This is a genomic window from Chromobacterium piscinae (assembly GCF_021129175.1).
Taxonomy (GTDB): domain Bacteria; phylum Pseudomonadota; class Gammaproteobacteria; order Burkholderiales; family Chromobacteriaceae; genus Chromobacterium; species Chromobacterium piscinae.
Genome location: NZ_JAJOHV010000097.1, coordinates 1 through 23,307 on the forward strand (window position 1 = coordinate 1; position 23,307 = coordinate 23,307).

At 65.4% G+C, this 23,307-nt stretch carries 21 protein-coding genes; 11 read left to right on the forward strand and 10 right to left on the reverse strand.

Translation table 11 applies throughout. The annotated features are described in order from the left end of the window. The coding region (locus tag LQR33_RS20580; RefSeq protein WP_231470257.1) for a chromosome segregation SMC family protein at positions 1–1,667 on the reverse strand (1,667 nt) is incomplete at its 3' end. Positions 1,668–1,794: 127 nt separating this feature from the next. Here LQR33_RS20580 and LQR33_RS20585 point away from each other — a divergent pair. The 4 genes from LQR33_RS20585 to LQR33_RS20600 all read left to right on the forward strand — a co-directional run bounded on the left by LQR33_RS20585 (position 1,795) and on the right by LQR33_RS20600 (position 3,831). Then, the gene (locus LQR33_RS20585) at positions 1,795–2,355 is read left to right on the forward strand and encodes a YqgE/AlgH family protein (RefSeq protein WP_021476103.1); all 561 of its coding nucleotides are present in this window, start codon (positions 1,795–1,797) and stop codon (positions 2,353–2,355) included. Beyond that, entirely contained in the window at positions 2,339–2,779 is a 441-nt protein-coding gene (ruvX, locus tag LQR33_RS20590) for a Holliday junction resolvase RuvX (protein ID WP_221666450.1), read from the forward strand. Before LQR33_RS20585 ends, ruvX begins: the two co-directional genes overlap by 17 nt. Beyond that, positions 2,779–3,237, forward strand: coding sequence for a DUF3592 domain-containing protein (locus tag LQR33_RS20595; protein WP_221666451.1), 459 nt, complete (start codon positions 2,779–2,781; stop codon positions 3,235–3,237). Before ruvX ends, LQR33_RS20595 begins: the two co-directional genes overlap by 1 nt. Before the next feature lie 150 nt (positions 3,238–3,387). Then, positions 3,388–3,831: a hypothetical protein gene (locus tag LQR33_RS20600; protein WP_231470258.1), complete on the forward strand. Its 444-nt coding sequence runs from the start codon at positions 3,388–3,390 to the stop codon at positions 3,829–3,831. 49 nt (positions 3,832–3,880) lie between these two features. On the opposite strand, the gene ylqF is transcribed toward LQR33_RS20600, so the two are convergent. From ylqF to LQR33_RS20635, 7 genes are all read right to left on the reverse strand, one after another. Next, a complete protein-coding gene (gene ylqF / locus LQR33_RS20605; protein ID WP_021476099.1) occupies positions 3,881–4,822 on the reverse strand; it encodes a ribosome biogenesis GTPase YlqF in 942 nt (313 codons plus the stop codon). 3 nt (positions 4,823–4,825) lie between these two features. Further along, positions 4,826–5,038, reverse strand: coding sequence for a DUF3820 family protein (locus tag LQR33_RS20610; RefSeq protein WP_021476098.1), 213 nt, complete (start codon positions 5,036–5,038; stop codon positions 4,826–4,828). A gap of 202 nt (positions 5,039–5,240) precedes the next feature. Continuing rightward, the gene (locus tag LQR33_RS20615) at positions 5,241–5,585 is read right to left on the reverse strand and encodes a DUF4870 family protein (RefSeq protein WP_231470260.1); all 345 of its coding nucleotides are present in this window, start codon (positions 5,583–5,585) and stop codon (positions 5,241–5,243) included. A gap of 14 nt (positions 5,586–5,599) precedes the next feature. Then, positions 5,600–6,139 (reverse strand): hypothetical protein, encoded by a 540-nt coding sequence (locus LQR33_RS20620; protein ID WP_166441214.1) that lies wholly within the window; start codon positions 6,137–6,139, stop codon positions 5,600–5,602. A 335-nt stretch (positions 6,140–6,474) separates the two neighbouring features. Then, on the reverse strand, positions 6,475–8,094 hold the full coding sequence (locus LQR33_RS20625; RefSeq protein ID WP_166441243.1) for an electron transfer flavoprotein-ubiquinone oxidoreductase: 1,620 nt from the start codon (positions 8,092–8,094) through the stop codon (positions 6,475–6,477). Positions 8,095–8,195: 101 nt separating this feature from the next. Beyond that, positions 8,196–9,386 carry a CaiB/BaiF CoA transferase family protein gene (locus LQR33_RS20630; protein WP_166441213.1) on the reverse strand — a complete coding sequence of 397 codons (1,191 nt, stop codon included), beginning with the start codon at positions 9,384–9,386 and terminating at the stop codon, positions 8,196–8,198. 217 nt (positions 9,387–9,603) lie between these two features. Continuing rightward, the gene (locus LQR33_RS20635) at positions 9,604–10,791 is read right to left on the reverse strand and encodes an acyl-CoA dehydrogenase (protein ID WP_221666453.1); all 1,188 of its coding nucleotides are present in this window, start codon (positions 10,789–10,791) and stop codon (positions 9,604–9,606) included. Between the two features lie 132 nt (positions 10,792–10,923). Here LQR33_RS20635 and LQR33_RS20640 point away from each other — a divergent pair, with 132 nt between their 5' ends. Then, positions 10,924–11,694 carry an IclR family transcriptional regulator gene (locus LQR33_RS20640; RefSeq protein ID WP_221666454.1) on the forward strand — a complete coding sequence of 257 codons (771 nt, stop codon included), beginning with the start codon at positions 10,924–10,926 and terminating at the stop codon, positions 11,692–11,694. A 59-nt stretch (positions 11,695–11,753) separates the two neighbouring features. Here the strand turns inward: LQR33_RS20640 and LQR33_RS20645 are convergent, their stop codons facing one another. Together LQR33_RS20645 and argB are read right to left on the reverse strand one after the other, a co-directional pair. After that, positions 11,754–12,188 carry a CBS domain-containing protein gene (locus LQR33_RS20645; RefSeq protein WP_166441210.1) on the reverse strand — a complete coding sequence of 145 codons (435 nt, stop codon included), beginning with the start codon at positions 12,186–12,188 and terminating at the stop codon, positions 11,754–11,756. Positions 12,189–12,285: 97 nt separating this feature from the next. Further along, a complete protein-coding gene (gene argB / locus LQR33_RS20650) occupies positions 12,286–13,155 on the reverse strand; it encodes an acetylglutamate kinase (protein WP_166441209.1) in 870 nt (289 codons plus the stop codon). A gap of 177 nt (positions 13,156–13,332) precedes the next feature. On the opposite strand from argB, the gene LQR33_RS20655 reads away from it, so the two are divergent. The 6 genes from LQR33_RS20655 to gabD all read left to right on the forward strand — a co-directional run bounded on the left by LQR33_RS20655 (position 13,333) and on the right by gabD (position 22,480). Continuing rightward, positions 13,333–13,998, forward strand: coding sequence for a TetR/AcrR family transcriptional regulator (locus tag LQR33_RS20655; protein WP_166441208.1), 666 nt, complete (start codon positions 13,333–13,335; stop codon positions 13,996–13,998). Further along, a complete protein-coding gene (locus tag LQR33_RS20660; RefSeq protein WP_231470262.1) occupies positions 13,995–15,062 on the forward strand; it encodes an efflux RND transporter periplasmic adaptor subunit in 1,068 nt (355 codons plus the stop codon). Before LQR33_RS20655 ends, LQR33_RS20660 begins: the two co-directional genes overlap by 4 nt. A 10-nt stretch (positions 15,063–15,072) precedes the next feature. Further along, positions 15,073–18,162 carry an efflux RND transporter permease subunit gene (locus LQR33_RS20665; protein ID WP_231470264.1) on the forward strand — a complete coding sequence of 1,030 codons (3,090 nt, stop codon included), beginning with the start codon at positions 15,073–15,075 and terminating at the stop codon, positions 18,160–18,162. Further along, positions 18,159–19,502, forward strand: coding sequence for a TolC family outer membrane protein (locus tag LQR33_RS20670; protein WP_104945329.1), 1,344 nt, complete (start codon positions 18,159–18,161; stop codon positions 19,500–19,502). The genes LQR33_RS20665 and LQR33_RS20670 overlap by 4 nt, the downstream gene beginning before the upstream one ends. Positions 19,503–19,683: 181 nt before the next feature. Beyond that, positions 19,684–20,949, forward strand: coding sequence for a 4-aminobutyrate--2-oxoglutarate transaminase (gabT, locus tag LQR33_RS20675; protein ID WP_231470265.1), 1,266 nt, complete (start codon positions 19,684–19,686; stop codon positions 20,947–20,949). A 70-nt stretch (positions 20,950–21,019) separates the two neighbouring features. Then, positions 21,020–22,480, forward strand: a complete 1,461-nt coding sequence (gene gabD, locus LQR33_RS20680) for an NADP-dependent succinate-semialdehyde dehydrogenase (RefSeq protein WP_231470267.1) — start codon at positions 21,020–21,022, stop codon at positions 22,478–22,480. Positions 22,481–23,307: the final 827 nt, after the last annotated feature.

A 23,307-nucleotide genomic window follows, 5' to 3' on the forward strand; every position in this document is an offset into this window, starting at 1 on the left:
GCATTCGGCAGGCTCGCCGCGCGGGCGGACAGGCGCTCGCCCAGCGCCGCTTCCAGCGCCTGCTGCCAACGCGCGTCCACCTGCAGCGATTGCCATAGCTGCGGCGCGTCGGCCAGGCCATGCTTGTCCAGCCAGCCGGCCAGCTGCTCGTCCGCCGCTTCGCGCTGCAGCAGCGCCGCCAGCGCGGCGGCTTCGGCCTCGGCGCGCGCCAGCTCGGTGCGCTTGGCGGCCAGCTGCTGGTCCAGTTTCTCGCGTTCAGAAGCCAGGTCCGCCTGCTTGGCCTCGTCGGCCACCAGCCGCGCCCGCACGGCGTCCAGCGCGGCCTTGGCCTTGCCGACCTCCTGTTGCGCCGCCTCCAGCGCATGGTGCTCGGGCAGGTTCAGATCGGACAATTCGCGCGTCAACGCAGCGTCGCGGCCGTCCAATTGCTGCATGCCGCGCTGCCAATGCTCGATCTTTTGCCGCGACAGGTCGCGCTCGCGGGTCAGATTGGCTTGCTGCGCGACCAGCTGCGACTGCCGCTGGTCCAGTTGGCGGAACGCCGCCTCGGCGGTCGGCAGCTCGTCGGCGCCGTCCTCCAGCGCCATCTGCGCCTCTTCCTGCCGCAGTTGCGCCTCCTCCAGCCTGGGCAGCCAGTCATCCAGCTCGGCCTCCACCTGCTGCCGGTTGTCGGCCAATTGCTGGCGCTCGCCGCGGGCGGACAGGAGGTCGCGCTCCAGCCGCTGCCGGCTCTGCTCGCGGTGGCGCTGCGCCTCTTCCAGCCGCGCCAACTGCGCGTTGGCCTCGAACAGCCGCTGCTGCGCCTCGTGCACCGCGTCGCTGGCGGCGAAATGCTGCTCGCGCACCGTTTCCTGCTCGGTTTCCAGATGGGTGACCGCCGCCTCGAAAGCGGCCTCTTCGGTTTCGATCCGCGCCAGTTCGCCGCGGGCGTTCGCCTCGTTGCGGGCGGCCTCCTCGCGCCGCGCCAGCGCCAGCAGATTCTGCTTGTGGGTCAGCGCGCCGCGCATGTCGTGGTATTGCGAGGCCACCTCGGCCTGCTCCGACAACCGCTCCACCTGGCGCTCCAGCTCCTGCCGCAGGTCGGCGATGCGTTCCAGGTTGGCGCGGGTGTCGCCCAGGCGGTTTTCGGTCTCGCGGCGGCGCTCCTTGTACTTGGACACGCCGGCCGCCTCTTCCAGATAGGCGCGCAGCTCTTCCGGCCGCGCCTCGATGATGCGCGAGATCATGCCCTGCTCGATCACCGCGTAGCCGCGCGCGCCGACGCCGGTGCCGAGGAACAGGTCGGTGATGTCGCGCCGCCGCACCTGCTGATTGTTGATGTAGTAGCTGGATTCGCCCTGCCGCGTCAGCACCCGCTTGATCGCCACTTCGGCGTACTGGCCCCAGGGCCCGGTCAGCTGGCCGTCGCCGTTGTCGAACACCAGCTCCACCGAGGCGCGCGACACCGGCTTGCGGCTGGACGAGCCGTTGAAAATCACGTCTTGCATGGATTCGCCGCGCAGCTGCTTGGCCGACGACTCGCCCAACACCCAGCGCACCGCGTCGATCACGTTCGACTTGCCGCAGCCGTTGGGGCCGATCACCGCCACCAGTTGGCCCGGCACCGCGATGCTGGTGGAATCGACGAACGACTTGAAGCCGGCGAGCTTGATATGGGTCAGGCGCAAAACATCCTCGCTGCGAGATTAGGGCGAATTGTTCATTTTATCAGGCCGCCGCCGGCGACGCTCGCGCCGGCGAAAACGGCAAAATGCCGCTAGCCAGCCGGCATGGCAGTTGTGCCATAATGGCCGTATGGAATCCTTATCGCTGTCCCATCATTTCCTGATCGCCATGCCCGGCATGGGCGACCCGCTGTTCGCCAAATCGCTGGTGTATCTGTGCGAGCACGGCGAGCACGGCGCCATGGGCCTGATCATCAACAAGCCATCCGGCATCGCCATGGCCCAGCTGTTTGATCAGATCGACCTGCCGCTGGACGACGAAGACACCCGCACCGGCCTGGTCTACTTCGGCGGCCCGGTGCAGCCGGACCGCGGCTTCGTGCTGCATCAGCCGGCCGACAACTGGCAGTCCAGCCTGATGGTCACCGACGACATCGCGCTGACCACGTCCAAGGACGTGCTGGTGGCGGTGTCCGAGGGCAAGAAGCCGGAAAAGCTGCTGATCTCGCTCGGCTACGCCGGCTGGTCGGCGGGGCAGCTGGAAAAGGAAATCGCCGACAACGGCTGGCTGACTGTGCCGGCCGAGCCGTCCATCGTGTTCGACCTGCCCTACGAAGAACGCTACGACGCCGCCATGGCGCTGCTGGGCTTCGATCCCTCCCTGCTGTCGTCGGATGTCGGCCATGCCTGAAGGTTGCGCATTGGCCTTCGATTTCGGCGAGCGCCGCATCGGCGTCGCCGTCGGCGATACGATTCTCGGCATTCCCCATCCCCTGGCCACGATAGACACCGCCGTCACCGACGAGCGCTTCGCCGCCATCGCCAAGCTGATAGAAGAGTGGCAGCCCAGGCAGCTGGTGGTGGGCCTGCCCATGCACCCGGACGGAGAAGAGCATGCGCTGTCCGCGCTGTCGCGCCGCTTCGCCAACCGTCTGAAGGGCCGCTTCGGCCTGCCGGTATGGCTGGTGGACGAACGCTACACCTCGGTGATCGCCGAACAATTGCTGGAAGAAGCCGGCGTCAAGAAGGGCCGCAAGCAGAAGCCGGCGCTGGACCAAGTCGCCGCCCAGGCCATTCTCGCCGGCTGGTTCGAACAGCCCGGCACCGCCGTCTGATGCCGTTAAAGCTCATCTCCTTGCTGTTGATCGCCATCGGCATCGCCGGCTTCTGCTGGCTGTGGCGCCAGGCGCAGCTGGCCAACGCGGCGCAGGACTGGCCGATCGCGGCCGGCGCGGTCGAGCGCAGCGAAGTGGAATGGCGGCAGCGCCGCGGCGGCGATCACAGCGACCAGCGCGAATACCGCGCCGACGTCGTCTACCGCTATCAAGTCAACGGCCAGACCTATCGCGCCGGCAACATCCGCATTCCCGACGCCGGCTTCGGCGGCAGCCAGACGCTGGCTCAGGACACCGCCAACCGCTACCCCACCGGCGCCGCGGTGCAGGTGCGCTACAACCCGGCCAACCCTCGGCAGGCCTGCCTGGAAGCCGGCGCGCACTGGAGCGTGCGAGCCGGCCAGCTGCTGACGCTGCTGTTCGCCGCCGCCGGCATCGCCCTGCTGATCCGGGGCTGAATCCCTTCCCCGGCCTGGGCGACTCCGCCCTCATTCCTGCTGAAAGTTCCCTGCAAGTCTTTGTTTTGTTAGAAGCTATTAAGCGCCATTGAGTCCCGGGAACAAACTGCCGATACTGACAGCGAAGGCAGATTCACCGGAGGCCCGGCCATGAGCATCAGTCAAACCGCGCAGATTTCCCTGGCCAGCGCCGCGCTGCTCAACGGCGGCGCCGTGCCGTCCCCCGTGGTGCAAAACGGCAACGCCACGCCCGCGCTCGCCAGCGAAGCGGCCCAGCTGTCCCAGGACTCCAGCGCCATCGTGCTGCTGGGCGGCGGCAGCGGCAGCGACGTCTCCACCTACGACGCAGCCGGCCTGCTCAACGGTTTCGCCACCGCCGGCACACTGCAAGGCAGCCTTCTGAGTCCAAGCCGCGGGGAGTCGGCGCAGGACAGCACCGATCAGCAGATCGTGTCGCAAACGCTGGGCGCCGCCGGCAGCGCCGGCTCCAGCCTGAACGGCAACTGGGCGACGATCCTGCAGAGCAATCCGGCGCTGGCCGGCGAAGCGGTGGCCGACAGCGCCAACGGCAGCATCGTCGACACCATCGCCTGACCCATCGCGCCGCCAATAAAAAAGCCCGGATGCTCCGGGCTTTTCAACATCAGCGGCTGCCTTGCTTGCGGCCTTCTTTCTCTTTCAGCTTCTCTTCCCGCAGGATGGCCCGCTCGGCGGCAAGAACCTTGGCGCGCTTCTCCCACTCCAGCCATTCCGCCGGCCGCTCCAGCGTGATGCGGCCGGTCTGGCCGTCGCGGAAATCGGTCAGCACGATCTCGGCCGCCTTCTGCATATTGATGCGGCCGCCGGACAGCACCGCGCCGCGGCGCTTGCCGATCAGCTCCAGCGCCTGCCAGTCCTGCATGCCGTCCAGCGCCTCGACATCGAACTTGTAGCGGGCGGCCAGTTCGGCGCGGTAATGGAGCAGCAGGTATTTCAGCAGCTCCAGCGCCACCTCTTCCTCATCCATCGCGTTGCGGCCGACCGCGCCGCTGGCGGCCAGGTTGTAGCCGCCCTCTTCCACTTCGATCTTCGGCCACAGCATGCCGGGGGTGTCGTACAGCTCGAAGTCGTCGGCCAGGATGATGCGCTGCTCGTTCTTGGTAACGCCCGGCATATTGCCGGTCTTGGCGATCTTGCGGCTGGACATGCTGTTGATCAGCGTGGATTTGCCAACATTGGGAATGCCGCAGATCAGCACCCGCAACGGCTTCTCCAGCCCGCTGCGGTTGGGCGCCAGCGCGCGGCAGGCGGCGATCAGCCGCTGCGCCGGCGCGCGCTCGCCGGCATCCATGCCCAGCGCTTCGGTCTGCTTCTTGGCGCGGTACCAGGCCAGCCACTGCTCGGTGATGGCCGGGTCGGCCAGATCTTGCTTGTTCAGTATCATCAGCCTGGGCTTGCCCTTGGCCATGCGCGCCAGCATCGGGTTGGCGCTGGACGCCGGCAGGCGGGCATCCAGCAGCTCGATGACGACGTCGATATCCTTCAGGCGCTCGGTGACATCCTTGCGCGCCTTGTTCATATGGCCGGGGAACCATTGGATTGCCATTGTTCAACGCTTTCTAATCGGGTCCAGCAGAAAAGTCAGACCATTGTGGTCCAGTTCGTGCATCAGTTGCAGCAAGCGGCCAATCTCGCCCGGCGGGAAACCCTCGCGGGCGAACCAGTTCAGGTAGTTACCCGGCAGATCGCAGATCAGCATGCCCTTGTGTTTGCCGAAGGGCATCGAGCGGGTGGTCAGGGAGAGCAGGTCTTCGGCTTGCATGATGGCAGGTATAGATGAGGTTGGGCATTGTGCCAAAGACGGCGGCTTGCTGCCAGGCTTGACCGGGGACAAGCAGCCGCCGGGTTTCGCTGCGCCGCCGTCGCCGGCGGTTTAGCATGGCGTCACAGCAATCCGCGCCGATCATCGGCCGCTTTTCCCGGTTCGCGCAGAGCCGTTTGCGGGCGCTTCGGCGCCCGCCTTTTCATTTCACCGGCATGACCTTGCGGTCGTTGAAGTACAAGAATCCCTTCACCACGCGGTAGATGTACCACACCCACACCGCGAACAGCACCACGCCGCCCACCAGCATCCACAACGTGGCGAAACCGACCACATAGCCCAGCAAAGCCAGCCAGAAGGTGCGGATCTGCCATTCGAAATGGCTTTCATACAGCGTGCCGCGCACGTCGTCGCGCTTCACGTAGTTGATGATGACGCCGACCAGCGCGGTGACGCCGACCAGCAGGCTGACCGCCTGCAGGATATACACCGCCAGCGTCAGATTGTTCAGCTTGCGTTCGTTCTCGTCGTGAAGCTCCAGCTCCATGGGCATGCTCCTGTTCATTGTTCAGACAGTTCGGCAAACCGCGCCGCCAATCGTTCGCGGCAACGCCGGCTGGCTTCGGCCACCCCGCCCCGCGGCAACGGATGCGCGCGCCAGCCGCGCAACGCGCCAGGCTCGCGGCCCGCCGGCAACAGCACCGGCAGCGCCGGGGAAAACGCCACGCTCCGCGCCTTGGCCAACCCGCTCGCGCGGCGGTTGGCTTCGTCCAGCAGCGCCAGTTCGTCCAGCGCCAGCTCCACCTGCTGCCACTCCAGCAGCAAAATGCGCGCCGCCAGCCAGTCGGCGGGCTCGGCGACGCGGTCCGGCGTCCGCCCTTGCGGCCAGCCTCGTGCCAGCGCCAGGCGCAATGCCAGCTCGCGGATTTCCGGCAGCAGCGCTTCGGACAGGCAGCCGCCGGCCGGCAGCCGCGGCGGCGGTCCGGGACGATAAGCCAGCGCCTCGCCGTCGGTCGCCAGGGCGACCGGGTACAGCGGCAGGTCCGCCTGGGGCAGGCTGCGGCTGGTGGCGAGTGAAAGGGCGTCGCTGACTTCGTTCATGGCACTGTCTCCTGGATAAAAGCTTGCCGCCGCTCCGGAGACCATTTGCTGTTTGAGACTGAAATGACAAATGCCGCCGGTATTCGGCGGCATGGTCGGTAATCTGCTCGACGGCTTCGCGTATCTCGCTGCCGAGCCTATCCCTGGCGCCGCCGGGAGGGGCGGTACCAATAATAGGCGTGGGCGAAAAACACGGTTTTTTCTAGCATGCCGTCCATGCTGCCTACGATGGCCGCCGCCGTCAAGCCGTTGTTTCGCAAGACTTGGCGGCGATCAAAACAAAAAACCGGGTTTCCCGACGGAAAACCCGGCCTCTGGCGGCATCAAACGCCCGATCACATGTTCGGGTAGTTCGGCCCGCCGCCGCCTTCCGGCGTCACCCAGTTGATGTTCTGGGTCGGATCCTTGATGTCGCAAGTCTTGCAGTGCACGCAGTTCTGCGCGTTGATCTGTAGCCGCGGCGCGCCTTCGTCCTGGCCGACGATCTCGTAGACGCCGGCCGGGCAGTAGCGCTGCTCGGGGGCGTCGTACTTGGCCAGGTTGACCGCGATCGGCACCGACGCGTCCTTCAACGTCAGGTGCGCCGGCTGGTCTTCGCTGTGGTTGGCGTTGGAGATGAACACCGACGACAGGCGATCGAAGGTCAGCACGCCGTCCGGCTTGGGATAGGCGATCGGGCTGAATTCGTAGGCCGGGCGCAGCGCCTCGTTGTCGGCATGCTTGTGATGCAGCGTCCACGGCGCGCGGCCGCGGAACAGGAAGGTGTCCAGAGCCGAGTAGATCATGGCCGGCCACAGGCCCCAGCGGAACGACGGGCGGATATTGCGCACCTTGTGCAGCTCGTCGCGGACCCAGCTCTGCTGGAACTTGGCCGAGTAGGCCTTGGCCTCGCCGCCCTGCGCCTGCGCGTCGTCGCCCAACAGCTCGAACACCGCCTCCGCCGCCAGCATCGCCGACTTCATCGCGGTGTGGGTGCCCTTGATCTTGGGCACGTTGAGGAAGCCGGCGGTGTCGCCGACCAGCACGCCGCCGGGGAAGGTCAGCTTGGGCAGGCTCTGCAGGCCGCCCTCGGTCAATGCGCGCGCGCCGTAGGACACGCGGCGGCCGCCTTCGAAGGTCTTCTTGATTGCCGGATGAGTCTTGAAGCGCTGGAATTCCTCGAACGGCGACAGATAGGGATTCTGGTAATCCAGGCCGACGACGAAGCCGACCGCCACCAGATTGTCTTCCAGATGGTAGAGGAAGGAGCCGCCGTAAGTGGCGGTATCCATCGGCCAACCGACGGTGTGGGTGATGTGGCCGGGCTGGTGGTTTTCCGGCTTCACTTCCCACAATTCCTTGATGCCGATGCCGAAAGTCTGCGGATCGGCGCCGTCGGTCAGGCGGAAGCGCGACAGCAGCCCCTTGGTCAGCGAGCCTCTACAGCCTTCGGCGAAGATGGTCTGCTTGGCCCACAGCTCCATGCCCGGCTCGCCTTCCTGGTCGCCATTCTTGCCGGTGCCGACATTGCCGGTGGCCACGCCCTTGACCGAGCCGTCCGCGTGGTACAGCACCTCGGCGGCGGCGAAGCCCGGGTAGATCTCCACGCCCAGGTTCTCGGCCTGCTGGCCCAGCCAGCGGCAGAAGTTGCCCAGGCTGACAATGTAGTTGCCCTGGTTGTGCATCTGCGGCGGCGTCGGCAGCTGGATGGATTCGGTCTCAGTCAGGTAGAGGAAACGGTCCGACAACGCCGGCGTGTTCAGCGGCGCGTCCAGTTCCTTCCAGTTGGGCAGCAGTTCGGCCAGCGCGCCGGTTTCGATCACCGCGCCGGACAGGATGTGGGCGCCGATCTCGGAACCCTTCTCCAGCAGACAGACGCTGATGTCGCGGCCCTGCTCGGCTGCCAGTTGTTTCAGACGGATCGCCGCGGACAGGCCGGAAGGGCCGCCGCCGACGATCACCACGTCGTATTCCATGTATTCGCGTTGCACCGTTTCTCCTTTGCGCCCGCTGGACGGGTTTGATTTTCCGGACATCATGCTATGAAGATGCCATGCCGTCAAAATCAAACAAGCGTTTAAACGGTGCCATTGTTGCGCAATGCGACAATGTCCGAATCCACATAACCCAGCGCGCGCAAGATCTGCTCAGTATGTTCTCCCAGAGCGGGAGGGGCTAGATTGTACTCGACCGGCGTGCCGGAAAGTTTGATCGGACACCCTACCAGCGGCACTTGCTGTCCGGCGGCGTCGCGCATTTCCAGTTCCATTTCCCGCGCCTGCGCCTGCGGGTCGGCGAATGCCTCGGCCACATTGTTGATCGGGCCGCAGGGCACGCCGGCCTTGTCCAGCGCCGACAGCCAGTAGTCGCGGCCGTGGTGACGGAAGGCCTGGGCCAGCAGCGGCACCAATTGCACGCGGTGGGCGACCCGCTGCGGATTGGTCGCGTAGCGCGGATCGCGCGCCCACTGCGCCTGGCCGACCAATCGGCACACTTCGGCGAACTGCTTGTCGTTGCCGCAGGCCAGGATGAAATGGCCGTCGGAGGCGGCGAACACCTGGTAAGGCACGATATTGGCGTGGGCGTTGCCCAGCCGAGGCGGCACATTATGCCCGACCAGCCAGTTGGAGGCGACATTGGCCAGCATCGCCAACGAGCAGTCGAACAGCGCCATGTCGATATGCTGGCCGGCGCCGCTGCGCTCGCGGGCGATCAGCGCCGCCTGCACCGCGTTGGCAGCGTACAGGCCGGTGAACAGGTCCGACACCGCCACGCCCACCTTGTGCGGCTCGCCGTCGGCTGGGCCGGTGATGCTCATCAGGCCGGACATGCCCTGCACGATGTAGTCGTAGCCGGCCAGGCTGGCGTAAGGGCCAGTCTGGCCAAAGCCGGTGATCGAACAGTACACCAGCTTGGGATTGATGGCCTTCAGACTGTCGTAATCCAACCGGTACTTCTTCAGCCCGCCCACCTTGTAGTTCTCCAGCACCACGTCGGCGTCGGCCACCAGCTTGCGCACGATGTCCTGGCCGGCCGGCTGGGAGATGTCCACCGTCAGCGAGCGCTTGCCGCGGTTGGTGCACAGAAAATAGGCGGCCTTGCCGTCCGGCAGGCTGGGCGGTGCCCATTGCCGGGTGTCGTCGCCGCTGCCCGGCTTTTCTATCTTGATCACTTCCGCGCCCAGATCGGCCAGCAGCTGGCTCGCCCACGGCCCCGCCAGCACCCGGCTCAGATCCACCACCTTGATACCCGACAACGCTCCTGCCATCGCGCTTCCCTCCCCCGCTCGGATGTCGATGATGCCGCCCGTTCGCGGCGCTCGCCGCCGCACGGCGCTTTCAGTGTAGCAATCGCTGATATTCCAGACACCGTCCCTTATCCGGTCCGCAATGCGTTCCGGCAAAAAAAGTGGCCCGGCGAGGCCGGGCCAACAAAGGACAGACAGGAATCAACGGCGCGGCCGGCCCTCCGGCCGCGCCGGCTTATCAGGCAAATGCCTGAATACCGGTCTGGGCTCGGCCCAGAATCAGGGCATGCACGTCATGCGTGCCCTCGTAAGTGTTGACCGCCTCCAGATTCATCACATGGCGGATCACGTGGAATTCGTCGCTGATGCCGTTGCCGCCGTGCATGTCGCGGGCGACGCGAGCAATGTCCAGCGCCTTGCCGCAGTTGTTGCGCTTGATCAGCGAGATCATTTCCGGCGCGGCGCGGCCCTCGTCCATCAGCCTGCCCACCTGCAGCGCGGCCTGCAGGCCCAGCGCTATCTCGGTCTGCATATTCGCCAGCTTCAACTGGATCAGCTGGTTGGCGGCCAGCGGCCGGCCGAACTGCCGGCGGTCCAGCGTGTACTGGCGGGCGGCATGCCAGCAGAACTCCGCTGCGCCCATCGCGCCCCAGGCGATGCCGTAGCGCGCCTTGTTCAGGCAGCCGAACGGTCCCTTCAGTCCCTTGACGCCGGGCAGCAGCTGCTCGTCCGCCACCAGCACGTCGTCCATCACGATTTCGCCGGTGATGGACGCGCGCAGGGAAAACTTGCCGTGGATAGCCGGAGCGGACAGGCCCTTCATGCCCTTCTCCAGGATGAAGCCGCGAATCTCGTCGTCGTCATCCTTGGCCCAGACCACGAACACGTCGGCGGCCGGGCTGTTGGTGATCCACATCTTGCTGCCGGACAGCAGATAGCCGCCGTCCACCTTGCGGGCGCGGGCCTTCATGCTGGCGGGGTCGGAGCCGGAATCCGGCTCGGTCAGGCCGAAACAGCCCAGCCATTCGCCGCTGGCCAGCTTGGGCAGATACTTGTCCTTCTGCGCGTCGGAGCCGTAGGCCCAGATCGGGTGCATCACCAAGGACGACTGCACGCTCATCGCCGAGCGGTAACCGGAATCCACCCGCTCCACCTCGCGCGCCACCAGGCCGTAGGCGACATGGGACAGGCCGGCGCAACCGTAGCCTTCTATCGTGCAGCCGAGGAAGCCCAGCTCGCCCATCTCGTTGATGATTTCGCGGTCAAAGCGCTCTTCGCGGTTGGCGGTCAGCACCCGCGGCAGCAGCCGCTGCTGGCAATACTCATGCGCGCTCTGCTGAACCAGCCGCTCCTCGTCGGTCAACTGGTTCTGCAACAGCAAGGGATCTTCCCAAGCGAACGAGGCGCGCTGCGTGGATGCTGCCATCTGCTTTCTCCCACTTAGTTCCGCATTGCGGAATTAGATTTCACCATGCAGAATAGACTAAACACTCTGCCGCGCGCTTGTAAAGCGATTTACCTGTCATGCGGCAAATTCTTTGCCGCAATGGGGAACAGGATGCAACAGGAAGAAGACCGCCAATTCGTCACCGCGCTGGCACGCGGCCTGGAGGTGCTGGCGGCGTTCCGCCCCGGCGAAGGCGCGCTGTCCAACCAGGAACTGGCGCGCCGCACCGGGCTGCCCAAGTCCACCGTGTCGAGACTGAGCTACACCCTGACTAGGCTGGGCTATCTGCAACAGGAAGGGGAAGGCGGCCAATACAAGCTGGGACTGGCGCTGCTGGCGCTGGGATCGGCGGCGCTGGCCGGCTACGACGCGCGCGCGGCGGCCGCGCCGCTGATGCGCGAGTTCGCGCTGGCCAACAATGTGTCGGTCAGCCTGGCGCTGCGCGACGGCAGCGACATGGTGTACCTGGAAACCTGCCGCAGCCAGGCTCGGGTCTCGGTGCAGCTGTCCACCGGCTCGCGGGTGCCGCTGGCCACCACCGCGATCGGCCGCGCCTACTTCTCCGGCCTGCCTCCGCAGGAGCGCGAGGCGCTGCTGCCGCTGCTGGCCGAGCGCTACGGCGGCGATTGGCCGGCGCTGCGCTCGCGGCTGCTGCAGGCTTGCGCCGATTACGGCGTCCACGGCTACACCGCGTCCTTCGGCGAATACGAACCCGACGTGATGGCGGTGGGCATCCACCTGCCTGCGCTGCTGCCCGGCCAGCCTGCGATGGCGCTCAACGCCAGCGGCCCGGCCTTCGCCTTCGACGAAGCGGCGATGCGCGAGCGGGTAGCGCCGGCCTTGCGCGCGCTGCGCCAGCGCATCGCGCCGCTGCCCGGCTGAGCGCGCCAACGACAACGGCCCGCTTCTAGGCGGGCCGTCGGCTGGATTGCGTAGTGGAATCAGGCGGACTGGATGTAATGGACCAGGTGGTTGATCACCTGCTCCTGCTCTTCTATGGTCGCCCGCACCAGATCGCCGATGGACAGAATGCCGAGCACGGTCTGATCCTCCATCACCGGCAGATGGCGGATGCGCTTCTCGGTCATCAGCGCCCGGCACTCGTCCAGCGTCTGCGACGGCGTCACGTACACCACGCGGCTGGTCATGATGTCGCGAACCTTGGTCCCGGCCGAGGTCCGTCCCTGCAACACGATGCGGCGGGCGTAGTCGCGTTCGGAAAAAATGCCGACGATGTCGCCGGACTCCATCACCAGCACCGCGCCGATGTCGTTTTCCGCCATCACCTGCAGCGCTTGGAACACGGTGCTGTCCGGCGTCACGTATACCAGGGCCCGGTTGGGCTTGCTCTCCAGAAATTGCTTCACGGTCTGCATGCTGCCTCCCCTTGTGAGCCGCCGCGGCTGCGCGCGCGGCATGCCATCACTATAGCCCACCGCCGCCGCCGGCTCCACGTCTCCCGGACAGCCGGCCTCAGGCGCGGATCATGGTGCCGACGCCGGCCGCGGTCAGGATTTCCAGCAGCAGCGCGTGCTTGACGCGGCCGTCGATGATGTGAACCGCCTGCACGCCGTTCTTGGCGGCGTCCAGCGCCGAGCTGATCTTGGGCAGCATGCCGCCGGAGATGGTGCCGTCGGCGAACAGTTCGTCGATGCGCTGCGCGGTCAGTCCGGTCAGCAACTGGCCCTGCTTGTCCAGCACGCCCGGGGTATTGGTCATCAGCACCAGCTTTTCCGCCTTCAGCGTCTCGGCCAGCTTGCCGGCCACCAGGTCAGCGTTGATGTTGTAGGCTTCGCCGTCGACGCCGACGCCGATCGGCGCCACCACCGGGATGAAATCCTGGCTGTCCAGCAGCGACACCAGCGACGGGTCGATGGACTCGATCTCGCCGACCTGGCCGATGTCCACCGCCTCGTCGCCGTCGGTCTTCAGAAACAGCTTGCGGGCGCGGATGAAGTGGCCGTCCTTGCCGGTCAGGCCCACCGCCTTGCCGCCGTGCTTGTTGATCAGCGACACGATCTCCTTGTTCACCAGGCCGCCCAACACCATTTCCACCACTTCCATGGTTTCGGCGTCGGTGACGCGCATGCCCTGAATGAACTCGCCCTGCTTGCCGACCCGCGCCAACAGGTCGTTGATCTGCGGGCCGCCGCCGTGCACCACCACCGGATTCATCCCCACCAGCTTCAGCAGCACCACGTCCTTGGCGAAGCCTTCTTTCAACGCTTCGTCGGTCATCGCGTTGCCGCCGTACTTGATCACGATGGTCTTGCCGGCGAACTGGCGGATGTAAGGCAGGGCCTCGGCCAGGATGTTCGCCTTTTCGGCTGCGTCTGTTGCCACTTCGATTTCTCCTTGCTAGCGGATCGCTTTCGCACCTTAACGGCTGGCCGGCGATTTCGGATTACGGTGTTGCATTTTAATCACATCAATTGCTGAACTGTGATTTATTAATTGCCCTACCCTATTCCAAAGGCCTAAAGTGCCGGAATTGCTGAACGGAAATTTAGAAAGACCACAATGGGAGAAACCGGCACCAGCCGCTGGCAGCGCAAGAAGGACGCCAGGCCCAGCGAGATCCTGGACGCAGCGCTGACGCTGTTCGTCGAAAAAGGCTATCTCGCCACCAAGATGGAAGACATCGCCCGCGCCGCCGGCGTTACCAAGGGCACGCCGTATCTGTACTTCCAAAACAAGGAAGAGATCTTCAAGGCGGTGGTGCGCGAAACCATCGTCGCCCGCGTCCACGCGATGAGCGCGCAGCTGGCCCAGCTGCACGGCATCGGCAGCAGCGAGCTGCTGTTCCTGGCGCTGGAGGACTGGTGGACCCACATCGGCTCCACCCCCGCCGCCGGCCTGTGCAAGCTGATGGCGGCCGAGGCCACCAATTTCCCGGACCTGACCCGCTTCTATTACGACGAAGCCATCCTGCCGGCGCGCCAGCTGCTGGGCCACATCATCCAGCGCGGCATGGACAGCGGCGAGTTCCGCCCAGTCCACCTCGACTACGCGATCGACGCGCTGACCGCGCCGATGATGATGACCATGATCCTCAGCCACTCCTTCGCCCTGGTGCCCGGCTGTTGCGACGCCCTGAAGGACAATCCGCTCGAATTCCTTAAGACCTCGCTGCGGCTGACGCTGCAAGGCATGCACCAGCCCGCGCCCCAGGACGCCCGCACATGAAATCCATCCTCCCCCTCGCCCTGCCGCTCATCGCCGCGCTGGGCCTGTCCGCCTGCAAGGACCAGGCGGCCGCGCCGGAAGACATCCGTCCGGTGCGCTACATGACAGCCGGCGGCAACGCTGAAATCGGCGGAGACAGCTACGCCGGCGAAATCCGCGCCCGCCACGAGACCCAGCTCGCCTTCCGCGTGGCCGGCAAGGTGGTCGCCAAGCTGGTCAACAGCGGCGAACGCGTGAAGAAGGGCCAGCCGCTCGCGCGACTGGACCCCAGCGACTACCAGTTGGACCTGGCGGCCAAACAGGCGCAGCTGGCGGCTGCCGAATCCGATCTCGCCCAGCAGCAGCTCAACCTGAAACGCTACCGCGAACTGCTGGCCAAGCAGTTCATCAGCCAGGCCCAGGTGGATGGGCAGCAGAACGGCGTCAACGCCGCCCAGGCCAAGGTCAGCCAGGCGCGCGCCGCGCTGTCCGCCAGCCGCAACCAGACCGGCTACGCGACGCTGACGGCCGACGCCGACGGCGTAGTCAGCCAGATGCAGGCCGAGCCCGGCCTGGTGGTGGCCGCCGGCCAGCCGGTGGCCCGGCTGTCGCAGGACGGCGCGCGCGAAATCGCCATCCAGGTGCCGGAAAACGCGCTGGAGGCGGTGCGCCGGGCCGGCGCATTCCGCGTGACGCTGTGGAAAGGCGGCGCGCCGCTGGAGGGCAAGCTGCGCGAGCTGGCCGCCGACGCCGATCCAGCCACCCGCACTTATCCGGCGCGGATCGCGCTGGCCGGCGACAGCCACGCGCTGCAACTGGGCATGACCGCCACCGCCACCCTGCCCGCCCGCGCCAGCGGCGAGCTCAAGCTGCCGTTGACCGCGCTGCTGGACCTGCAGGGCAAGCAGTACGTGTGGACGATAGACGGCCAGACCCTGCGCGTCAGCCGCAAGCCGGTGCAGGTGGCGTCGATAGACAGCAACGGCGCCGTCATCGCCGCGGGCGTCCGGCCGGGCGACAAGATCGTCACCGCCGGCGTGCACCTGCTGCGCGAAGGCCAGCGCGTCAAGTTGCTGAATCAGTGAGGACGCGCCGATGAAGAAACTCAATCTGTCCGAATGGGCGCTGGGCCATCAGGCGCTGGTGCGCTACCTGATGATCATGCTGATGCTGGCCGGCGGCTGGGCCTATACCCAGCTGGGCCAGAAGGAGGATCCCGAATTCACCTTCAAGGCGATGCTGGTGCAGGCCAACTGGCCCGGCGCCTCCACGCTGGAAATGGAGCAGCAAGTCACCGACAAGCTGGAGGAAAAGCTGCAGGAGATGGGCGAGATCGACTACGTGCAGAGCTACACCAAGCCGGGCGAAAGCCTGATGGTGGTGTCGCTGCGCGAGGACGTGCCGCCCAAAAACGTGCCGCAACTGTGGTACCAGGTGCGCAAGAAGCTGGGCGACATCGCCTACACGCTGCCGTCCGGCGTGCAGGGACCGTTCTTCAACGACGAGTTCGGCGATACCTTCGGCAACATCTACGCCTTCAGCGGAGACGGCTTCAGCTACGAGGAGCTGCGCCAGTACGCGGAGGCGGCCAAGAAAGAACTGCTGCGCACGCCGGACGTGGCCAAGGTGCAGATGCTGGGCAAGCAGGACCAGCGCATCTACGTCGACCTGTCCAGCGCCAAACTGGCCAGCCTGGGCCTGGACAGCCGCGCCATCTGGCAGGCGCTGCAGCAGCAGAACGCGATGACGCCGGCCGGCACCTTCGAAACCGCCAGCGACCGCATCTGGGTACGTCCCACCGGCAAGTACGATTCGGTGGCGGCCGTGGCCGCGACGCCGGTCAGCGCGGGTGGCCGCACCTTCAAGCTGGGCGACATCGCCGCCGTCTCGCGCGGCTACATCGACCCGCCGGCCACCAGCGTGCGCTTCAACGGCAAGCCGGTGCTGGCGCTGGCCATCAGCATGAAGAGCGGCGGCGACGTGCTGAAGCTGGGCGCCAACCTGGACCAGGCCATCGCCCGCATCAAAGGCAAGCTGCCGCTGGGCGTGGAGATCCACGCGGTGTCCGACCAGCCCAAGGTGGTGCACGACGCGGTGGGCGAGTTCATGCGCTCGCTGGTGGAGGCGGTGGTGATCGTGCTCGCCGTCAGCTTCTTCAGCCTGGGCCTGCGCACCGGGGTGGTGGTGGCGCTGTCCATCCCGCTGGTGCTGGCGATGACCTTCCTCGCCATGTACTTCTTCAATATCGACCTGCAGCGCATCTCGCTGGGCTCGCTGATCATCGCGCTGGGCCTGTTGGTGGACGACGCCATCATCGCGGTGGAAATGATGGCGCTGAAGCTGGAACAGGGCTGGAACAAGTTCCAGGCCGCCACCTACGCCTATACCAGCACCGCCTTCCCGATGCTGACCGGCACGCTGATCACCGCCGCCACCTTCCTGCCGGTGGGCCTGGCCAAATCGATGGCCGGCGAATATGTGTTCAGCTTGTTCGCTGTGGTCGGCATCGCGCTGGTGCTGTCCTGGATCGTCGCGGTGGTGTTCACCCCCTACCTGGGCTACAAGCTGCTGCCCTCCCAAGCGCATCACGGCGAGCAGCACGACGTCTACCAGAAGCCGTTCTACCGCCGCTTCCGCGCGTTAGTGGCCTGGTGCCTGGACTACCGCAAGACGGTGATCGCCTTCACCCTGGGCGCCTTCGTCCTGTCGCTGCTGGCGTTCAAGCTGTTCGTCGCCCAGCAGTTCTTCCCCTCGTCCAACCGGCCGGAGCTGATGGTGGACATGTGGCTGCCGCGCGGCGCCAGCTACCACGCCACGCTGGAGCAGGTGGAAAAGATGGAGAAGCTGGCCCGCGCCGACGCCAACGTGCTCAGCGTCACCAGCTACGTCGGCAGCGGCAGCCCGCGCTTCTACCTGCCGCTGGACCAGCAGCAGCAGCACGTCAACTACGCGCAGCTGATGGTGATGACCCGCGACGAGCACGTGCGCGAGGACGTGAAGAAGCGGCTGGAGAAAATCTTCGACAGCGACTTCCCTCTGGTGCGCGGCCGCGTCACCCGGCTGGAGAACGGCCCGCCGGTCGGCTACCCGGTGCAGTTCCGCGTGATGGGCCCGGAGCACGGCCAAGTGCGCAAGATCGCCGACCGGGTGGAGGCGCTGGTGCGCAAACAGCCGTCGACGCTGCACGTCAACCAGAACTGGGGCGAGCAGGTCAAGGCGCTGCGGATAGACATCGACCAGGACAAGGCCAGCGCGCTGGGCCTCAGCTCGCAGCAGCTGTCTCAGCAGCTGCAGATGCTGATTTCCGGCTCAAGCGTCAGCGCCTACCGCGAGGGCGACCAGAGCATCGCCATCGTCGCCCGCCTCAATCCGGGCGAGCAGAAGAACGTCGCCGGCCTGGGCAATCTGATGGTGCAGACCGGCAGCGGCCGCTTCGTGCCGGTGTCGCAGATCGGCCACGTCCGCTACGAGCCGGAGGAAGGCATCATCTGGCGCCGCAACCGCCTGCCGGCGATCACCGTCAGCGCCGACGTGATGGACGGCGTGCAGGGCGCGGACGTGTCTGGCCAGCTCTGGCCTCAGATGCAAGCGCTGGAGCGGACGCTGCCGCTGGGCTACCACATCGAGGTCGGCGGCACACTGGAGTCCAGCGGCAAATCGCAAAAGGCGATCGCCGCGGTCGCGCCCTTGATGATTGTTGTAGTTCTGACACTCCTGATGCTGCAGTTGCAGAGCTTCCAGCGCACGCTGATGGTAGTGCTCACCGCGCCGCTCGGCATGATAGGCGTCACCCTGACGCTGATCTTGTTCCGCGCGCCTTTCGGCTTCGTCGCGATGCTGGGCGTGATCGCGCTGTCGGGCATGATCATGCGCAACTCGGTGATCCTGGTGGACCAGATCGAACACGACATCCGCGAGGGCATAGACCGCTTCGAGGCCATCGTCGGTTCCACCGTGCGCCGCTTTAGGCCCATAATGCTGACGGCATTGGCCGCCATTTTGGCAATGATTCCATTGACCCGCAGCACGTTCTGGGGTCCGATGGCGGTCGCCATCATGGGAGGGCTGCTGGTCGCCACCGTGCTGACCCTGCTGTTCCTGCCGGCGCTGTACGCCCAATGGTTCCGCGTCGGACGTAATGAACAGCGGCTCTCCGCCCAACCGCAAGAACAAGAGCACAAATGAAGAATCACCGCCTCCCCCTCATCGCCGCCCTGCTGATGTTAGGCGCCGCGCTGCCCGTCCAGGCATTCGATCTGGTCGGTGCCTGGCAGGCCGCCCGCGACTACAACGCCGACTTCGCCGCCGCCCGCGCCCAGCGCGACGCAGGCCAGGAAAAGGCGGTGCAGGGCCGCAGCCAGTTGCTGCCGCAGGCCAGCCTCAGCGGCAATTACAACTACAACAATCCGCTGCAGCCCAAGACGACGCAAGACGCCTATGGCCGGCCGGTTTCCGACATGCATTACGAAAACCACGGCTACAGCGTCAATATGCAGCAGCCGCTGTTCGACGTAGGCAAGTACACCGGCTACAAGAAGGGCAAGATCGGCACCGAACTGGCCGACACCACCTTCGACGCCGCCGAGCAACAGCTGATCCTGGACATCTCCCAGGCCTATTTCGACGTGCTGCGCGCCCAGGACACCCTGGCCGCCACCCGCGCCAGCAAGAAGACCTATCAAAACCTGCTGGAGCAGGCCAAGACCGCGTTCGAGGTCGGCACCGCCACCATCACCGACACCCACGAGGCGCAAGCCGGCTACGACGGCGCGGTGGCGCAGGAGATCAGCGACGCCAACAATCTGGAGCTGGCGCAGAACAATCTGAAACGCCTGACCGGTCTGGAGCCGGCCGGCATCCAGACAGTGCGCGACCAACTTCCGCTGGTGCCGCCCAAGCCCGCCGGCCTTGACGCCTGGGTGGACATGGCTCAGCGCAACAGCCTGAAGATCAAGGGCGCCGAGCAGAACCTGCAGTTGGCCGAGCAGACCATCACCGAGAAGCGCGGCAACCACCTGCCCACGGTCAACCTCACCGCCGGCTACAGCGACAACATCAGCAACCAGCCTGGCACCCTGCCCAGCGCGCAGCATACCCGCGGCAGCCAGGTGGGCGTCACCGTCACCCTGCCCCTGTTCGCCGGCGGCGGCATCAACTCCCAGGTACGCGAAGCCGTGGCCCTGCGCGACGCCGCGCGCGACCAGCTGGAGTCCACCCGCCGCCAGGTGAAGGAGGACGTGCGCAAGGCCTTTTTGGGCGTGACCAACGGCGCGGCGCTGGTGCGCGCGCAGCAACAGCTGCTGGTATCGGCCAAGAGCAAGGTGGAATCCACCCGCCTGGGCAAGGAAGTGGGCATCCGCACCAGCATCGACCTGCTGCAAGCCGAGCAGGCCTACTACACCGCTCTCACCACGCTGGCCAACGCCAAATACAGTTATCTGACCGCGCGCCTGGCGCTGGCCCAATCCGCCGGCCAGTTGCAGCCGGACACGCTGGGCGAGGTGAACCAGCTGATCGTGCGCTGAGCTCAAACACCACCCGATGAAACGCCTGTGCCGCTTCCGCCACAGGCGTTTAATTTTTTAATGCATCTGTGGCTTTTTGCTAAACACCCTCATAGAATGATCCGCTGACGCGCCGGCCATCCCGGCGCCATATCGACCCACCGCGGCGGCGCCACGATCGCCCGGCCCCGAGGAGATTTCCATGAGCCAGCAGCAACTGATGCAACGCAAATCCGACGCCACCCCGCGCGGCGTCGGCGTGATGTGCAGTTTCTTCGCCGAACGCGCCAAAAACGCGGAAGTGTGGGATACCGAGGGCCGGCGCTACATCGACTTCGCCGGCGGCATCGGCGTGCTCAACACCGGCCACCTGCACCCGAAAGTGGAAGCCGCGGTGGCGGAGCAGCTGTCCCGCTTCAGCCATACCTGCTACCAGGTGGTGCCCTATGAGTCCTACATCAGCCTGGCGGAAAAGCTCAACCAGCTGACCCCGGGCAGCCACGCCAAGAAAACCGCCCTGTTCACCACCGGCGCTGAAGCGGTGGAAAACGCGGTGAAGATCGCCCGCGCCGCCACCGGCCGCCCCGGCGTGATCGCTTTCGGCGGCGCCTTCCACGGCCGCACGCTGATGGGCATGGCGCTGACCGGCAAGGTGGCGCCCTACAAGCTGGGCTTCGGCCCCTTCCCCTCCGACGTCTACCACGCGCCGTACCCGAACGCGCTGCATGGCGTGTCGGTGCAGGACTCGCTGGCCGGTCTGGAAAAACTGTTCAAGTTCGACATCGACCCGGCGCGCGTCGCCGCCATCATCTATGAGCCGGTGCAGGGCGAAGGCGGTTTCTACGCCGCGCCGGCCGAATGGGTGAAGGCGCTGCGCGCGCTGTGCGACCGCCACGGCATCCTATTGATCGCCGACGAGGTGCAGACCGGCTTCGCCCGTACTGGCCAGCTGCTGGCCAGCGAGCATTTCGACGCGGTGCCGGACCTGATCACCATGGCCAAGTCGCTGGCCGGCGGCTTTCCGCTGTCCGCCGTCACCGGCCGCGCCGAAGTGATGGACGCGCCGGCGCCAGGCGGCCTGGGCGGCACCTATGCCGGCAATCCGCTGGCGCTGGCCGCCGCGCACGCCGTGCTGGACGTGATCGACAGCGAGAAGCTGAACGAGCGCGCCCAGCGCCTGGGCGGCGCGCTGAAGGAAAAACTGAACGGCCTCAAATCGGCCGTGCCGCAAATCGCCGAAGTGCGCGGCCTGGGCGCGATGATCGCCGTCGAATTCAACCAGCCCGGCAGCCACACCCCTGATCCGGATTTCGCCAAAAAAGTGCAGCAGCACGCGCTGGCCAACGGCCTGATCCTGCTGACCTGCGGCATCTACGCCAATGTGGTGCGCTTCCTGTTCCCGCTGACCATCGAAGACGACATCTTCGCCGAAGCGTTGGACAAGCTGGAGGCGGCGCTGAAGGCCTGATCGACCATCTACCTATGCGAGCGGTCCCGCCTGAAGGCGCGTCCGCTCGTTTGCTCAAGGAATACCCGATATGTTGAATCTGCAAGATCCCAAGCTGCTGCGCCAGCAATGCTATCTGAACGGCCAATGGCTGGACGCCGACAGCAGCCAGTCCATCTCCGTGCAAAACCCGGCCACCGGCGAAACCGTAGGCCAGGTGCCGAAGATGGGCGCAGCCGAAGCCGAGCGCGCGGTCGCCGCCGCCGCCCGCGCCTTCCCGGCCTGGAAGGCCAAGAGCGCCAAGGAGCGTGCCGCCATCCTGCGCCGCTGGTTCGACCTGATCATCGCCCACCAGCAAGACCTGGCGGTGATCTTGACCTCCGAGCAAGGCAAGCCGCTGGCCGAGGCCAAAGGCGAGATCGCCTACGGCGCCAGCTATATCGAGTGGTACGCCGAGGAAGCCAAGCGCGTCTACGGCGACATCGTGCCCGGTCCCGCCGGCGACCGCCGCGTGCTGGTGACCAAGGAGCCGATAGGCGTCACCGCCGCCATCACGCCGTGGAACTTCCCCAGCGCGATGATCACCCGCAAGGCCGCGCCGGCACTGGCCGCCGGCTGCACCATGGTGGTCCGCCCGGCCAGCCAGACGCCGCTGTCGGCGCTGGCGCTGGCCGAGCTGGCCGAACGCGCCGGCATCCCGCCGGGCGTATTCTCCGTCATCACCGGCGGCTCCAGCGAAATCGGCGCAGTGCTGACCGGCAGCGACACGGTGAAGAAATTCTCGTTCACCGGCTCCACCGAAGTCGGCCGCAAGCTGATCGCCCAATGCGCGGGCACGGTGAAAAAGGTGTCGATGGAACTAGGCGGCAACGCGCCCTTCATCGTCTTCGACGACGCCGACCTGGACGCGGCGGTGGAAGGCGCGCTGATCTCCAAATACCGCAACGCCGGCCAGACCTGCGTCTGCGCCAACCGCATCTACGTGCAGGATGGCGTCTACGACGCCTTCGCCGACAAGTTCGCCGCCGCGGTCGCCACGCTGAAAGTAGGCAACGGCCTGGAGGCCGGCGTCAGCCAGGGGCCGTTGATCGACCAAAACGCGGTGGCGAAGGTGGAAGAGCACATCGCCGACGCGCTGGCCAAGGGCGGCAAGCTGATCGCCGGCGGCAAACGCCACGCGCTGGGCCACACCTTCTTCGAGCCGACGCTGATCGCAGACGTCACCCGCGAGATGAAAGTGGCGCGCGAGGAAACCTTCGGCCCGTTGGCCCCGCTGTTCCGCTTCCAGACCGAGGAGGAGGCGATCCGCCTGGCCAACGACACCGAGTTCGGCCTGGCCAGCTACTTCTATGCCCGCGACGTCGGCCGCATCTTCCGCGTCGCCGAAGGCCTGGAATACGGCATGGTGGCGGTCAACAGCGGCCTGTTGTCCAACGAGGCTGCGCCGTTCGGCGGCGTCAAGCAATCCGGCCTCGGCCGCGAAGGCTCGAAATACGGCATCGAAGACTACCTGGAGATCAAATACGTGCTGCTGGGCGGGCTGGATCGCTGAGCCAATCGTCAACATTCGGCATGCAAAAGGCCATCTTCATGATGGCCTTTTTTGTTTCCCAATAAACTTTATTCAGCACTAACCCCCGCCCCGTCTGGCCCTATCCAAAGCCAAACGCTCATGCTCCTCATCACCCGGCTCCCACCCATCACGCTTCAACTCACGATATAGACGCTGATAAGTTTCCTCTTCATATTCCGGCGTGCATATATTCACTTCACTTGGCCGCCAATTTACCCGAGTCCTCCAACCATCGATATATTTCGGCATAGCATCACCGTGATATTCACCACAGGTATGCTTTACTTCATGACGCAAATCACGAACTGCAGAATGTTTGGCGATTAAAACTCGAGCCCAACGCATGTCTTGATCGAAGCTGGTACAGCCTTGCATAAATGCCCCCAGCAACCAAATCCATTTACTGACCCCACATGCTTCATGCAGCTCGCTAATGGATACTATCTTTGCATCTACCATTAGCCTAGGAAAGGGGGCGATTCTCCCCTCCATTGAGGTACTGCCGAAAGGATTAACTTTGCTACTGTACTCTTGGGCTAAAAGCCTCTCCCCCCAAAGCATGCAGAAGCAAACCAGAATAATTCTTGCTAAACAATGTTTCACGACGATGCTAAAAGTCGCGAATAGTACTATCTAGCCTTAAAAAAGAGAATTAAATTAATAGTGCATTGACACCAAAAATCCTTTTATTTTTTAAGATCACAAGTAATGAAATCAACAATCTAGTTTGATAGAAACAAGTGTCCCATTTCGAAAGCCAGAAACGCCAAAGCCCCGCCGGGTTAGGTCGGGGCTGCTTCGGAGGA